The sequence below is a fragment of the Xenorhabdus bharatensis genome (assembly GCF_037996705.1).
Classification (GTDB): Bacteria; Pseudomonadota; Gammaproteobacteria; order Enterobacterales; family Enterobacteriaceae; genus Xenorhabdus; species Xenorhabdus bharatensis.
Map to the genome: position 1 here is coordinate 157,556 of NZ_JBBMXG010000006.1, position 13,910 is coordinate 171,465.

The following is a 13,910-nucleotide window of genomic DNA, read 5'->3' on the forward strand; positions in this document are numbered from 1 at the left end:
AATAATCCTGAAGATGTTTCTTGAATAATTAAGGCTAGTCAAAACCAGCCTTTAAACCTTCGCTAATATCAGGCCTTAAACGTAATCCATGGCCTGACTCTTGCCACTGATTTAATTAATCCAGCTTGTTCCTGAACTTCAATAACAGGTGTAATGGGTTTATAAGCAGAAGGGGCCTCTTCCCGTAAACGCTCATTTTTCAGGGTAATGCACTGCCACGGCAAGCCGTGATTTTCTTGTGGTTTTAGAATTTTACTACGCATCTCCTGACGGCGAACGGAACGACCGGCACCATGTGAGCATGACCATAACCAGTCTGAATGACCTTTTCCCATGACCAGATAAGAATAATCACCCATTGAACCGGGAATTAATGCCAATTCCCCGGTTCGTGCCGGAGTGGCACCTTTACGATGAAGGTTCATGCCCTGTTCAGGAAAAATAATATTATGCGAGAGATCGACAAGCAGGCTGCTTTTATCCTGTCCAAATACCTTTTGCCATTGCGAACGCACTAATTCAGTCAGCACAATACGATTCGCCCACGCATAACGTGCAGCAACGCCCATCGCTAATAAGTACTCCTGCGCATGCTCTGCCGTCAGACCAAACAGACCTGAAGCCGGATATTTTTCTGCCGCAGGCCAAAGTGCCTTCGCTTTATCAGACCAACGCTGACCAACATAGAACCCTACATCCCGTGAACCAGTATGGATCATTATCAATATATCACCCTCGCGCAGACCAGCAGAGTAAGCCGCATGCCTGTCGAAAATAGTATCCACGATCTGTAACTCCACGAAGTGATTACCAGAACCAACCGTTCCCAGACTGGCTGGCCGGATAATTTCCCGCTGTTCAAAAAACGCTTCCGGAGCATATCGACTATGCGCTTTTACTGCATGTGTACTCAATACTGCGTTTAATTCAGCATACATCCGGCTGAAATCAGCCTGCTGCCAAATTCCCTGTCGGGGTAATTCCTGCAACCATGCAGCCAATCCCTCATCAAATAAGGCGCTAAATGATTGTGGAGTAACAGGGACATTGCGTTGATCCAGTAATAAGACGTTTTTTAGCTGCTGAGTCAATGCTTCTTTCTGGCTGTTTACTTCTTCATAGCTCAACCCGGTTGTCAGCAGACGCATACCACAATTAATATCCGTACCAATTGCAGCAGGGATCACCAAATCTTCTGTAGTTGCCACAACACTGCCAACAGGCGCTGTTGTACCGGGATGAAAATCTGGCGTTGCACGAGCCTGACAAACTTTTGCATCGCTACCGGGCACCCGAACCGCAGCCAAATCAAGTAATTGCTGTACGGCTTTTTCTTCCAGTGGCAAAGATTCCGGTAACAGGACTTTAGCTTCCACCTGATTTTGATTGAAATGATAAGTATTGTTTTCGTAATAAGTTTCAATTCCCTGACGGGATAGACGTTTTTGTAAACGATTTAATGTAGACATGTAAGCTACCTAGAAAAACAAAAAATCGCTTCTTCCGTTTTGAGGGGGAAGAAGTCTTGTTTTTCCTGCAGCAGCATAATTCAGGAAGGTTTGAGCTGGGTATACTAGTTGTAGAAATTCAGGATGTAAAGAGGATTCATTAATCTAATTGTTAAATTTTAATCCTTGCTTAATTGAACTCTTCTCTGTTTTGCTCATCTGGCTACGACCTATTAACCATAAAATCAGGTGTAGGATTTTCATTATCAAACCAACTGTCCCAATAATCTTTATTTTGACATCTCAATTTGAATACCTCTTTTTATAACATTAATACTTGGATTCACATATTAAAAAAGGGAGCCAAATGCTCCCTTCTCGCTAAATTTAATACTGAATTACTGGCCTGCTTTCAGTTTCTGGAAATAGTCTTCATACAGGACATTAGCATTACCAACATCGCTCTGCCATTCCCCTTTCTGGATCACCGCATCATCAGGATACAGTGATTTATCCCCTGATACAGAAGCCGGCAACAATTTTTTCGCAGCCAGATTCGGCGTCGGATAACCGATGGTTTCTGCAACTTGCGCCGCAATCTCAGGACGCAACAAGAAATCAATCAGCTTCATCGCACCTTCGACATTTTTGGCATTTGCCGGAATAGCCAGACTATCCATCCAGAAAATTCCACCTTCTTTCGGCCAGATAATATCAACAGGAGTTCCCGCCTGACGTGCAACAAAAGCAGAACCTGTCCACATCATGCCGACATCAACTTCACCTTCCATAAATGGATTAGCCGGGTTATCCGAGTTGAAGGCCAGTACATTCGGCATCAGTTTTCTCAGTTCCTGATACGCAGCTTCAATCTCTTTCGGATCGGTCGTATTGCCGGAATGCCCCATCTTCAGCAACGCCATCTGAAAGACTTCACGGGCATCATCCGTCAATACCAAACTGTTTTTGTACTCAGGCTTCCAGAAATCAGCCCAAGAAGTCAGCGTTTTTGGATCGATATTATCGCTGTTAACACCAATTGCCGTCGCCCCCCAAATATAGGGGATGGAATATTCGTTTTTCGGGTCAAACGACTTATGCAGCAAACTAGGATCAAGATTATGGAAATTCTTGAGCTTGTTTGTATCGATTTTTTGCAGCATCCCTTCTTTGCTCATCTTGGAGACAAAGTAAGTGGAAGGCACAACCAAATCATAAGCGCCGTCTTTATAAGTTTTCAGCTTGGTGTACATGCTCTCGTTGGATTCATAGGTGGAATAAATCACCTTGATTCCGGTTTCTTTAGTGAACTGGTTGAGCAAACCCGGTGGAACGTATTCAGTCCAATTGTAAAAATAGAGTGTCTTGCCATCATTCTCGGCAGCAGCATTGACCGAACCAATGCTTAATGCCATCATCCCGGCGGCTAACAGATAGAACCACTTTTTCATGCTGTTTTTCATGTAGTGTTTCCCCGCAGTTGATGCGTTATTATCGCGTCATTCCTATATACAGCAGGTTCGATATAAACCTACCCCAAAAAGCGGCTATTATAAAAGCGCCCTTTCATGGGGTAAAGCCGCTTATCATGTGTAAGTCTGTGAATTGTACAATTAGGTGGATTCAGTTGTACAATGAACAAAAACCATACATATAAAGTTAAGAAGGAACATCATGGATACATTTACTATTTCACAAACTCGTGAAAACTTAGCTGCTGTTATCGATAAAGCTGTAGCTGGTCAACCAGTGGAGATCACTCGACGTGGCAGAGAAGCGGCTGTAATTATTAGTAAAAAAGAATTTGAAGCACTTAAAAAAGCAAAATTGGATGCCGAATTTGCTGATATCGTCGGGCTATTCGATAAATCAAACAGAGAATTAACAGATCGATGATTAGGCACGTCACTCCAGATGAAGTCATTGCTCTTCATGATTACCTTTTACGTCGCTATGCAGGAGTACCCGGAATGAGCGATTCAGGCAGGGCTGATGCAATTGTCAGCCGGGTAATGAATCGAGAATTTTACGAAGGCATCACCGATATTTACGAACTCGCTGCAACATATTGGCTTGCTATCGCTCGTGGCCATATTTTTACGGATGGTAATAAGCGTACAGCACTGAACACCACAATGCTGTTTCTGAAACGTAATGGGGTAGAAGTTTATGACCACCCAGAATTAGTGGAGTTAACCGTGAAAGCGGCTAAAGGAGACTTTATACCTAAACAGCTGGCACTAAAGCTCCGAGAATATTTCGAACCGAAGCTCAACGCTTAGAAAAGCGCAGCCCAATCTGACTGCGCTTAATTTAGATTGCCTCTAAGACTTACCCGTGCGATCACGCATCACAAATTGGCTAATCAGTACCAACACCAGTGACAAAGCCAGCAAAATAGCAGCTAGTGCGTTTACTTCCGGTGAAACACCGACTTTTACCATTGAATAAATCTTCAGTGGCAGAATTTCATAACTCGGCCCAGTCACAAATGAAGAAACAACGACATCATCCATGGACAGGGTAAAGCTCAGTAACCATCCCGCCATCACTGCCGGCATCGCCAGTGGCAGGATAATCTTACGCAGAATCGTTAATTCACTTGCTCCCAAATCACGGGCTGCTTCCAGCATTTTGACATCAAAATCGTTCAGGCGGGAATAGACTGTCACTACCACAAACGGCAGGCAAAAAGTGATGTGCGAAAACAACAGTGACCAGAAGCCCAGTGACACTCCCAGCAACATAAACAGCACCAGCAGTGAAATCGCCATCACGATATCCGGTGACATCATCACCACAAACAGCATCCCACTAACAAATTTTTTGCCACGGAATGAATAACGATACAGCGCAACTGCCGTTAATGAACCAATCAATGTAGCAAATGTTGCGGAGACCACAGCCATTGTCAGGGAGTGTCCTGCTGCTTGCAGCAGACTGTCATTATTAAATAACAGGCTGTACCATTCGGTTGTAAAACCCTGCCAGTTGATACCAAAGCGTGATTTATTAAACGAACTTACCAACAGAATGATAATCGGGATATACAGGTAAGCGTAAACGATGGTCATGAAGCCACCGCGCAACAGGCGTCCGATCATTCCAGCTCCACCTTCTTGTTCAGCAGCTTAGCCGCACGATAGTAGACCCACAGCATGATACCCATTACCAACGTCAGACAGATACTGGTTGCCGCACCAAACGGCCAGTCTCGAATATTGAGGAACTGACTTTTAATGACGTTACCAATCAGCAGGTTTTTCGCACCACCCATCAAATCAGAGACATAAAACAGCCCCATTGCCGGTAGCAGAACTAAAAGACAACCAGCAACAATACCCGGCATCGTCAGTGGGATGATGATACGAATAAAAGTCTGCAATTTCCCTGCCCCTAAATCGCGCGCAGCTTCCAGACAGGGTTTATCGAGCTTTTCAATACTCGAATAAAGAGGCATCACCATAAATGGCAACAGAATATAAACCAGTCCTAACACCACAGCTTCCGGGGTATACATCAGGCGCAGTGGCTTCTCAATAATCCCTGTCCACAACAAGAAATCATTCATGTAGCCACGGGTGCTGAGGAACATCTTCAATCCATAAATACGGATTAGCGAGTTCGTCCAGAATGGCAGAATAAGCAAGAACAGCATCAGCGGACGCAGTTTTTTCGGCATCCGCGCCAGAAAAAAGGCAAACGGGTAGCCGATAACCAGACAACACAACGTTGCAATCACCGCCATATTCAGCGAGTGTATTAACACTTCTGCGTATAGTGGGTCGAACAGGCGGCTATAGTTGTCCAGAGAAAATACCATCTGCACTAGATTGGCATCATCACGCGTCAGAAAGCTGGTGCCGATGATCATCAGATTCGGCAGAAAGACAAACAGCATCAGCCAGGATACGATGCCTGTAATGACGATGTTCTGGAATAGTTTACGCGACTTCTTCATCGACCAGCACAACCTCCCAGCTTTCTACCCAAGTCACTGCGATCTTCTGGTTCAGGGAATGGTCAACATCCGGATCATCTTCGTTAAAAAATTCACTCACCATCACCATTTTGCCGTTTTCCATTTCGACCACAGAATCCAGCGTCATTCCCTTGTAGTTACGTTCGCGAACATAACCAATCAGGCCCGATACCTGCTCACCATTATTGATCTCTTCCACCCGCAGATCTTCCGGGCGCAACAGCACCTTCAATGTTTGTCCGGCTGTTACTGGCAGATCAGTGAAAATATCACACTCATGGCCTTCCACATCGGCACGTATTCGCTGCTCATCAACACGATGTAATACTTTGGCATCAAAGATATTAATTTCGCCGATAAAGCGGGCAACAAACAGATTTTTCGGCTCTTCGTAGATCTCTCGCGGAGAACCATCCTGTTCAATACGCCCATCGCGCATAACCACGATGCGGTCAGACATGACCAGCGCTTCTTCCTGATCATGCGTGACGAAAATAAAAGTAATACCGAGTTTACGCTGGAGCGCTTTCAGCTCATTCTGCATCTGCTTACGCAGCTTATAATCGAGCGCTGACAGAGACTCATCCAGCAGAAGAACTTTAGGTTTATTCACAACCGCACGGGCTATCGCCACACGCTGCTGCTGACCACCGGAAAGCTGTGCAGGTTTACGTTGAGCAAACTCTTCAAGCTGCACCATACGTAGTGCTTCTTCAACACGCGGAGCAATCTCTTTTTCCGGTGTTTTCTGCATACGCAGTCCAAAGGCAACGTTTTCAAATACGGTCATATGAGGGAACAGGGCATAACTTTGGAAAACCGTATTCACATGACGGTGCTCAGCCGGGATATCAGTAATATCCAGCCCTTCCAATAAAATTTTGCCGCTATCAGCATCTTCCAGCCCAGCGATCAGACGAAGTACTGTGGTTTTACCACAACCGGATGGACCAAGGATGGTCAGAAACTCGCCATCATTGATTGTCAGATCGAGCTGTGAAATAACTTGCTTGCCGTCGAAGCCTTTACTTAAGGACTTTAATTCAACGAGTGGTGTCAGAGAGGTATTCTCAGTCATTTATGCTATCATCTATCCCTTGGAATAATGCAGATAGAACCGCCACGGGAAAAGACTGTGTCAGCTAACAGGAAGCATTATTTCTCCGCTGAAGCTCAAAGCCAGTGGCGCCGGTTGAAATTACGAAGCGCGCATAATAAACGCAGTACGCCGAAATTGAAAGCCGAATTAATGACAATGTGCCATTTTTTATTAACATTTCATGTATGTTAACCTTTAAGGCCATTTTGAACCGGATTTCTCCCGTCCGGAGCAAGCTTTTGCTGACTGTTTTTCAGTCAAAAAAGACAGTACACCCCCTCTCTTCCCAAGACAACAGCCTAAAACCTTTTTCAGACCAAGAATTCACGTTCAGAAATAGAACACTCCTTTGATAAGATAATATATTAATCTATTCATATAGTTTTTTTATTATTTTAATAATTAACTTTATAATCATTTAATTTAACTAAAATTTAAATAATTAAGATCGCTATCACTCTTTCAATAAATAATATAAAACGTGACTTTACACATTAACTATTTAACGATACTTTCCTGATAATACAGGTGATTAGCAAATCTTCCCTGAGTAATCAAAAATCAATAAACAATCAGTTAATAATTATGAAAAATAGTTACTAATAAAAATCACATTATATCAATTGCTATACTATTTCCTAGCGTTAGGGTTAATGTAACTTCAACGTAGAAAAATAAAACCATTCACCTACTTAATAAAAAAATAACGTGAATTTATTGAGCGTCGGTTTTTCATTCCCAAAAAACTGAATCGTTTCAATCAATTTTATACACAATGGATTTCAAGATGCATCGCGGCGGCAAGGGAGTTCATCCGCGGGAGCATAGATAACTATGTGACTGGGGTGAGCGAGCGCAGCCAACAAAGAGGCAACTTGAAAGACGAAGTGTACATAGGGAGGTAAAATGTTTCACCTAACATTACGAAATATCCATCTGGCAGCACATGCTGACAATAAAGAAAATGCAATTCAGCAGGTTGCCGATGCTTTAACTACCGCCGGATATGCCAGTAAAGAGTATATTGATGGGATGCTGGAGCGTGAAACACAATCTTCAACCTATCTGGGTAACGGTATTGCCATTCCGCATGGCACCTATGCCACACGCGGAAACGTACTTCACACGGGTGTACAAGTGATGCAATTCCCGGATGGTGTTGACTGGGGTGATAACCAGACTGCCTACATCATTATCGGCATTGCGGCAAAATCTGACGAACATCTGAAGCTGCTACACCAGTTACTCCCCATTCTCAATGATGAAAATCGAGCCAGCCAGATGGCGAAAACCACCTCGGCAGATGAACTCTACCATTTACTCATGAACCCACAACCCCCCTATCTACTGGATGCCTCCACAATCACACTGGATATTGACACCAGAGATCTGACAACCTTGCAGGCGCTCAATCTCGCTCGCCTGCAAAAAACCAGCTCGGTGAATGCCGCATTTATTGCCGATATTCTCGCGAGATCCCCCATACATCTGGGGCAAGGGATCTGGCTGAGTGACAGTTCACGGGGTAGCTTACGTAATGCCGTTGCCATCGCACGTCCAAAATATTCCTTCAATATGAGTACCGATAATCTTGATGAAAAACCGATCAGTTTGCTCATCACCATTGCCTACGCCGACGATCAGCTGCATCACCTGCTGACTAATCTCAACACCCTAATTCAACAAGGAAAAGGGGCACAACTGCAACAGGCTCAAGATAATGCAAAACTCATTAGATTACTGACAACTAAGGCCTCACAGCAAGCTACATCACAAGCAAAAAATACCCTGACCGCAGATTTTATCCTGCCCAATGAACACGGGCTACACACCCGCCCCAGCGCACTGTTGGTTCATACCATCAAACAATTCAGCAGCCGCATTACCATCACTCCTCTGGATGGAGACACCATTCCCGTTGATGGCCGCAAACTGATGCTGGTTGCAGGTTTGGGCATTAAACGGGGAGACCGTATCCGTTTTACTGCTTCCGGCCCGGATGCCAAAGAGGCTCTGGAGGCCATCAAAAATCTTATCAACAACAATCTGGGTGAAGATATCGCATGAACAAACATGGAATGAATAAAAGAGTAGCCACCATCACCCTCAACCCAGCCTACGATCTGGTCGGGTTAACCGGAGATATAAAAACCGGTCAAGTTAATCGGATCCAAACTGCGGGATTATATCCGGCAGGCAAAGGCATCAACGTTGCTAAGATCCTCAAAACACTCGGTATCGATGTTACGGTAGGTGGTTTTCTCGGTAAAGAGAACCAGAGCAGCTTCCAAAAAACTTTCGCAGAACTGGGCATCACTGACCGATTCCAGATAGTAGAAGGCCGGACGCGCATCAACGTCAAACTCACCGAACAGAACGGCCTTGTCACCGATTTCAATTTTTCAGGATTCAATATCAGTAAAGAAGACTGGCAGAGCTTTGCCAAAAACTCCCTCACATGGCTGCGGGAATTCAACATGGTGTGCGTCAGTGGCAGCTTGCCAGCAGGCGTTGAGCCGGATGACTTCACTGACTGGATGCAGCAACTGCGCGAAGCTTGTATGTGTGTTGTGTTCGATAGTAGCCGGGAAGCCTTCACTGCCGGAATTAAAGCACAACCGTGGATGGTTAAACCGAACCGCCATGAACTGGAAATCTGGGCAGGCAGATCTTTACTGACTCAGGAAGATATCATCAGCGCTGCCCAGCAACTACGTGCGGAGGGGATCTCACATGTCATCGTCTCATTAGGCGAAGAAGGGGCCATTTTGGTTAACTCAGCCGGAGCCTGGCACGCCAGACCACCGCACTGTGAAATTGTCAGTACCGTCGGCGCCGGTGATGCCATGGTGGGTGGCCTGATTTACGGCTTGATGATGGGACAACCCTGCGAACATACATTGCGCCTTGCCACCGCCATTTCTGCCATGACCGTCAGCCAAAGTAACGTCGGCAATATCGACCGCCAGCAACTCGCCTGCTTGATGACAAAAGTGGAACTCATTTCATTAAAAAAACAATCGAAAAAGACAACCATCGAAAAACAAACAACAATAAGATGAGAACGCCATGAACATACTGATTATTAGCAATGAGAAACAAGGACAAGCACGCGCCTACTTCGCCAGACAAACACTGGAGAATGTCATAGCCCAACATGGTCTTACCCTGACTGACGATCTAAGTACGGCTGAGCTGGTGATCATCATCGGAGAATCTGTACCGGACAGCCTGAATCTGCCCGGCAATAATTTGTATGGAAAGAAAATATTCATTGGCTCCGCAGAACAGGTAATCAGCGAATCCGAGGTATTTCTCCACAAAGCCCAAACAGAAGCGAGTGTTTATCATCAGCAACACACTGCTGATACAGCAGAAAGCGAGGTACAGCAACAGCCTGTCAACATCGTTGCCATCACCGCCTGCCCAACCGGTGTCGCCCATACCTTTATGGCAGCCAAAGCAATGGAAACAGAAGCACAAAAACGCGGCTGGCAAATCAAAGTCGAAACCCGGGGTTCCGTGGGAAGCGAAAATGCTCTCACTAATGCCGAAATCGCGGCGGCCGATCTCGTGATTGTTGCAGCCGATATCGAGGTCGAACTCACGCCTTTTTCCGGCAAACGCCTTTACCGCACCTCAACGGGGGCAGCCCTGAAAAAAACCGCCAACGAGTTGGAGAACGCCCTGACCAAAGCTGAAATTTATACTGCTACCAGCACAATTTCTGTTCCCAGTAGAAACAATCCGGAAAATACCCGCATTTATCAGCACCTGATGACCGGCGTTTCCTACATGTTACCCATGGTCGTCGCAGGCGGCCTGTGCATCGCATTATCATTTATCTTTGGCATCGAAGCCTTTAAAGAACCGGGCACACTGGCGGCAGCTCTGATGCAAATCGGCGGCGGCTCGGCACTTGCCCTCATGGTACCCGTGCTCGCCGGTTACATAGGCTACTCCATCGCTGGGCGCACAGGGTTAGCTCCCGGACTTGTCGGCGGAATGCTCGCCGTTAGTACTGGCGCAGGCTTCCTCGGCGGGATCATTGCAGGCTTTCTTGCTGGTTATGTTGCCAAATTACTGACAACCAGACTTCTCCTACCACAAAGCATGGAGGCATTAAAACCAATCCTGATTATTCCGTTGGCCGCAACACTGGCGACAGGATTAATCATGATTTACATCGTCGGCAAACCCGTTTCTGAGATTATGGAATGGCTGACTCACTGGCTGAAATCGATGGGAACCACTAACGCCGTGATCCTTGGTGCAATACTGGGTGGCATGATGTGCACCGACATGGGTGGGCCGGTGAATAAAGCTGCTTATGCCTTTGGCGTCGGATTATTGAGTGCCCAAAGCTACGGCCCGATGGCAGCAATTATGGCAGCGGGCATGGTTCCACCATTAGCCATGTGGCTGGCAACAGTGATTGCGAAAAATAAATTCGACCAAAATGAGCGCGAAGGCGGAAAAGCAGCATTGGTACTGGGGCTGTGTTTTATCTCTGAGGGAGCGATTCCGTTTGCGGCGAAAGATCCGGTAAGAGTACTGCCGAGCTGTATTCTCGGCGGTGCAGTTACAGGCGCGATTTCGATGTACTTCAGCGTACAACTGATGGCACCACATGGCGGACTGTTTGTATTACTGATACCGGGCGCAATTACGCCTGTATTGCCTTACTTGGGCGCTATTTTAGCGGGTACAGTGTCGACAGCCGGAGTTTATGGGATAGTAAAGAAGAAAGAAATTCAGGTAGTAAGTTGAGATTTTTGTCAGGGAGTTGTGGTTAAACTGCAACTCCTCAAATCACCCAGCAGAACAAAAAACGAATATTGACCTTGGTCTTTATAGTCTAAATTAAAACCCATCATCGAATGTTAGTATCACTCTACAAGCAAATAAAATAAATTTGTCAGAAGACTTAAATGAAAATTGAAACTATTTCTTTTATAAAGAGGCATGCCGCAATACTTGAGCTATCAGAACCAATATTAGTCACTCAAAATGGAATTCCGGCTTATTTAATTGAATCATATGAAAAAAGAAAAAAGAGATGATGCAATTGCATTTTATGCCTCAGGTATAAAAATCAAGCAAACGTTAAACGGTGTAAGTGGCTTAAATCAAGATGCTTTTCAGCCTCTCGCAAGCTGTAATTAGCCTGTATTTTTAACCACGTTTCTGGTGTACTGCCAATCACTATGGATAACTTCAACGCCATTTCAGGAGTGACAGATGTCTGTCCTGAAAGAAGCCTGCTAGCAGTAGAAGGCGCGATTTCCATTGCTTTAGCAAACTGGCGCAAACTCACATTCATTTCGATTAATGTTTCTGCAATAATTTCACCAGGATGTGCGGGATTAGCCATTTGCATTAGTGATAATCCTCCAAATTAAGAATTTCAGCATCACCGTTTATAAATTTAAATGTGATACGCCAATTTCCTGATACTTTGATTGACCAGATATTTTTACGATTACCTTTTAATTCATGAAGGTCATAACCGGGAAGATTAATAGCCTCAATACAACTGGCAGAGTCGATAATTGTAAGTCGGTTTTTTATTCGAGGAACTAGTTTTTGTTCCAATCCACTACTATCATTCTTTAAGAAAAATTTTTTCAGTCCTTTGTGCTTGAAACTCTTGATCATGATAATCATGTTCCTAACTATGGAACAGTATAACGTATGTTCCACCTTCTACAACACTTTTATAATGTTATAGTCTTGATGAATTATTTCATTACCAATTTATTAATTAAACTGGTAAATATCCCCTCTAAATTAAAGTAATAAATTTAGCTATATTTATTATATTTTTTCTATCTAATACAAAAAATAGCGAGTCTATTTAGTGACAAATCTAATTTTATTAAAAAATATCCTAACACCAAATATATCAATCATATGTAAAAACGAAAAATACAGAAATTCCCCTACTCATTTAACTATCACGCCCAACAAACTCTTTTTCCTGCACTTCGGATTCAGAACTACTCCTCTTTCCTTCCATTTTAGCAATGACTGATGTAGCAATGCAGTTACCCACCACATTAGTGGCTGTGCGCCCCATATCGAGGAGTTGATCAATAGCGAGGATCAATAATATGCCTGCTTCAGGTAGTTTAAACATTGGGAGAGTGGCGGCAATAACGACTACAGAAGCACGAGCGACTCCAGCAATACCTTTGCTGGTGACCATCAGCGTCAGCATAATCAGGATCTGTTCTGTGATACTCAAATCAATATTGTAAGCCTGCGCGATAAAGAGAATAGCAAAGGATTGGTACATCATTGAACCATCAAGATTAAATGAGTAACCCAGAGGTAATACGAAACTGGAAATTTTTTTCGGCACACCAAAGCCATTCAGTGCATTCATAGTTTTTGGATAGGCTGATTCGCTACTCGCGGTGGCAAAGGCTAGTATGGTAGGCTCTCTGATAAGTTTCATCAGCAAAAAAACATCCTTGCCGAGGAAAAGAAACCCAACCGTCAGTAAAATGCACCAAAGTAAAAGTATCCCCAGATAAAAGAGAGCAATTAATTCTCCATATTCATAAAGCAACCCCATCCCTTCAATAGTAATCGCAGAGGCAATGGCAGCAAATACCGCAATAGGAGCCAATGCCATAACATAATCTGTGATGCGGAACATAATGCATCCCAGATCTTCAATCATAGTCACTATAGGGCTTGTTTTCTGACTATTCCGGCAAATGTATGACAATGCTGAACCAAAAAAGAGAGAAAAAATAAGGATCTGTAAGATTTCATTATTTGCCATGGCTTCCACAAAACTACTGGGAAATATATGGCTGATAAAATTTTTCAAGGAAAACTCACCAGCATTCAGACTCGTATCGATATTTCCATGTTGTGGAATTGCAATATTCAACCCAACCCCTGGCTGGAACAGATTAGCTATCAGAGTGCCAATGCTAATCGAAATCAAGCCAGCAACAATAAACCATATCATTGCTTTGATAGTGATCCGCCCGACAGAGGATGACCCTCCAATTGACATTAATCCGGAAACAATCGTGGAAAATATGAGTGGCCCAATAATCATTTTTATCAGACGCAGAAAGACATCGGTAATAATGTTGATATAAGAGGCAATTTCTTTTGCCTGACCGGCATCAAGATAACGATTAAATCCCCATCCCGTTATCACGCCAAGCAAAATGGCGATAACGATCTGCTTCATCAGGTGTTGCCTCTTCATTGTTATCCCCTTATTTTTTGTAATGACCAAACTAGTTACGCTGTCTTTTTACTTACAACTTAACAATGAGTTACATTTATCAGGCTGCTAACAAAGTGAAAACGCAGGACAAGGGACGTGCAGAGTGTACATTTATGCTGCTTACTC

The 13,910-nt window shown here is 44.2% G+C and carries 13 protein-coding genes and 1 pseudogene; 6 read left to right on the top strand and 8 right to left on the bottom strand.

Annotation, left to right across the window (positions count from 1 at the left end; all coding sequences use genetic code 11):
- Nucleotides 1-68: 68 nt before the first annotated feature.
- Nucleotides 69-1,469 carry an RtcB family protein gene (locus AAC855_RS07975; RefSeq protein ID WP_340609066.1) on the bottom strand — a complete coding sequence of 467 codons (1,401 nt, stop codon included), beginning with the start codon at nt 1,467-1,469 and terminating at the stop codon, nt 69-71.
- A gap of 377 nt (nt 1,470-1,846) precedes the next feature.
- The gene (potD, locus tag AAC855_RS07980; RefSeq protein ID WP_340609118.1) at nt 1,847-2,899 is read right to left on the bottom strand and encodes a spermidine/putrescine ABC transporter substrate-binding protein PotD; all 1,053 of its coding nucleotides are present in this window, start codon (nt 2,897-2,899) and stop codon (nt 1,847-1,849) included.
- Nucleotides 2,900-3,122: 223 nt separating this feature from the next.
- Between potD and AAC855_RS07985 the strand changes: the two genes are divergently transcribed.
- Nucleotides 3,123-3,344: a type II toxin-antitoxin system Phd/YefM family antitoxin gene (locus tag AAC855_RS07985; RefSeq protein WP_340609067.1), complete on the top strand. Its 222-nt coding sequence runs from the start codon at nt 3,123-3,125 to the stop codon at nt 3,342-3,344.
- Nucleotides 3,344-3,730, top strand: a complete 387-nt coding sequence (locus AAC855_RS07990; protein ID WP_340609119.1) for a type II toxin-antitoxin system death-on-curing family toxin — start codon at nt 3,344-3,346, stop codon at nt 3,728-3,730. Before AAC855_RS07985 ends, AAC855_RS07990 begins: the two co-directional genes overlap by 1 nt.
- Before the next feature lie 42 nt (nt 3,731-3,772).
- Here AAC855_RS07990 and potC read toward each other — a convergent pair whose 3' ends face one another.
- Genes potC through potA form a run of 3 tightly spaced genes read right to left on the bottom strand, consistent with a single transcriptional unit; the run spans nt 3,773 to nt 6,508 of the window.
- Nucleotides 3,773-4,552, bottom strand: coding sequence for a spermidine/putrescine ABC transporter permease PotC (gene potC, locus AAC855_RS07995; RefSeq protein ID WP_228857681.1), 780 nt, complete (start codon nt 4,550-4,552; stop codon nt 3,773-3,775).
- A complete protein-coding gene (gene potB, locus AAC855_RS08000; protein ID WP_099109014.1) occupies nt 4,549-5,409 on the bottom strand; it encodes a spermidine/putrescine ABC transporter permease PotB in 861 nt (286 codons plus the stop codon). The genes potC and potB overlap by 4 nt, the downstream gene beginning before the upstream one ends.
- Nucleotides 5,393-6,508 carry a spermidine/putrescine ABC transporter ATP-binding protein PotA gene (gene potA / locus AAC855_RS08005; RefSeq protein ID WP_340609068.1) on the bottom strand — a complete coding sequence of 372 codons (1,116 nt, stop codon included), beginning with the start codon at nt 6,506-6,508 and terminating at the stop codon, nt 5,393-5,395. The genes potB and potA overlap by 17 nt, the downstream gene beginning before the upstream one ends.
- A gap of 927 nt (nt 6,509-7,435) precedes the next feature.
- Here potA and fruB point away from each other — a divergent pair.
- The 4 genes and pseudogenes from fruB to AAC855_RS08025 form a co-directional block, all read left to right on the top strand.
- Complete coding sequence (gene fruB, locus AAC855_RS08010; protein ID WP_340609069.1) at nt 7,436-8,596, top strand: fused PTS fructose transporter subunit IIA/HPr protein; 1,161 nt, start codon at nt 7,436-7,438, stop codon at nt 8,594-8,596.
- An 11-nt stretch (nt 8,597-8,607) separates the two neighbouring features.
- Nucleotides 8,608-9,591 (top strand): 1-phosphofructokinase, encoded by a 984-nt coding sequence (fruK, locus tag AAC855_RS08015; protein ID WP_340609120.1) that lies wholly within the window; start codon nt 8,608-8,610, stop codon nt 9,589-9,591.
- A gap of 7 nt (nt 9,592-9,598) precedes the next feature.
- Entirely contained in the window at nt 9,599-11,299 is a 1,701-nt protein-coding gene (fruA, locus tag AAC855_RS08020; RefSeq protein ID WP_340609070.1) for a PTS fructose transporter subunit IIBC, read from the top strand.
- A 161-nt stretch (nt 11,300-11,460) separates the two neighbouring features.
- Nucleotides 11,461-11,589 (top strand): annotated as a pseudogene (locus tag AAC855_RS08025) (type II toxin-antitoxin system Phd/YefM family antitoxin); the annotation flags it as partial.
- Nucleotides 11,590-11,624: 35 nt separating this feature from the next.
- Here the strand turns inward: AAC855_RS08025 and AAC855_RS08030 are convergent.
- From AAC855_RS08030 to AAC855_RS08040, 3 genes are all read right to left on the bottom strand, one after another.
- On the bottom strand, nt 11,625-11,909 hold the full coding sequence (locus AAC855_RS08030; RefSeq protein WP_340609071.1) for a HigA family addiction module antitoxin: 285 nt from the start codon (nt 11,907-11,909) through the stop codon (nt 11,625-11,627).
- On the bottom strand, nt 11,909-12,187 hold the full coding sequence (locus tag AAC855_RS08035) for a type II toxin-antitoxin system RelE/ParE family toxin (protein ID WP_340609072.1): 279 nt from the start codon (nt 12,185-12,187) through the stop codon (nt 11,909-11,911). Before AAC855_RS08035 ends, AAC855_RS08030 begins: the two co-directional genes overlap by 1 nt.
- 292 nt (nt 12,188-12,479) lie before the next feature.
- The gene (locus AAC855_RS08040) at nt 12,480-13,763 is read right to left on the bottom strand and encodes a dicarboxylate/amino acid:cation symporter (protein WP_340609073.1); all 1,284 of its coding nucleotides are present in this window, start codon (nt 13,761-13,763) and stop codon (nt 12,480-12,482) included.
- Between the last annotated feature and the right edge of the window lie 147 nt (nt 13,764-13,910).

Bases quoted from the DNA above. Each gene is read 5' to 3' on its own strand.
- potC (WP_228857681.1), bottom strand. From the start codon at position 4,552: ATGATCGGACGCCTGTTGCGCGGTGGCTTCATGACCATCGTTTACGCT.
- potD (WP_340609118.1), bottom strand. From the start codon at position 2,899: ATGAAAAAGTGGTTCTATCTGTTAGCCGCCGGGATGATGGCATTAAGC.
- potB (WP_099109014.1), bottom strand. From the start codon at position 5,409: ATGAAGAAGTCGCGTAAACTATTCCAGAACATCGTCATTACAGGCATC.
- fruK (WP_340609120.1), top strand. From the start codon at position 8,608: ATGAATAAAAGAGTAGCCACCATCACCCTCAACCCAGCCTACGATCTG.
- AAC855_RS08040 (WP_340609073.1), bottom strand. From the start codon at position 13,763: ATGAAGAGGCAACACCTGATGAAGCAGATCGTTATCGCCATTTTGCTT.
- potA (WP_340609068.1), bottom strand. From the start codon at position 6,508: ATGACTGAGAATACCTCTCTGACACCACTCGTTGAATTAAAGTCCTTA.
- AAC855_RS07985 (WP_340609067.1), top strand. From the start codon at position 3,123: ATGGATACATTTACTATTTCACAAACTCGTGAAAACTTAGCTGCTGTT.
- fruA (WP_340609070.1), top strand. From the start codon at position 9,599: ATGAACATACTGATTATTAGCAATGAGAAACAAGGACAAGCACGCGCC.
- fruB (WP_340609069.1), top strand. From the start codon at position 7,436: ATGTTTCACCTAACATTACGAAATATCCATCTGGCAGCACATGCTGAC.
- AAC855_RS08035 (WP_340609072.1), bottom strand. From the start codon at position 12,187: ATGATCAAGAGTTTCAAGCACAAAGGACTGAAAAAATTTTTCTTAAAG.
- AAC855_RS08030 (WP_340609071.1), bottom strand. From the start codon at position 11,909: ATGCAAATGGCTAATCCCGCACATCCTGGTGAAATTATTGCAGAAACA.
- AAC855_RS07975 (WP_340609066.1), bottom strand. From the start codon at position 1,469: ATGTCTACATTAAATCGTTTACAAAAACGTCTATCCCGTCAGGGAATT.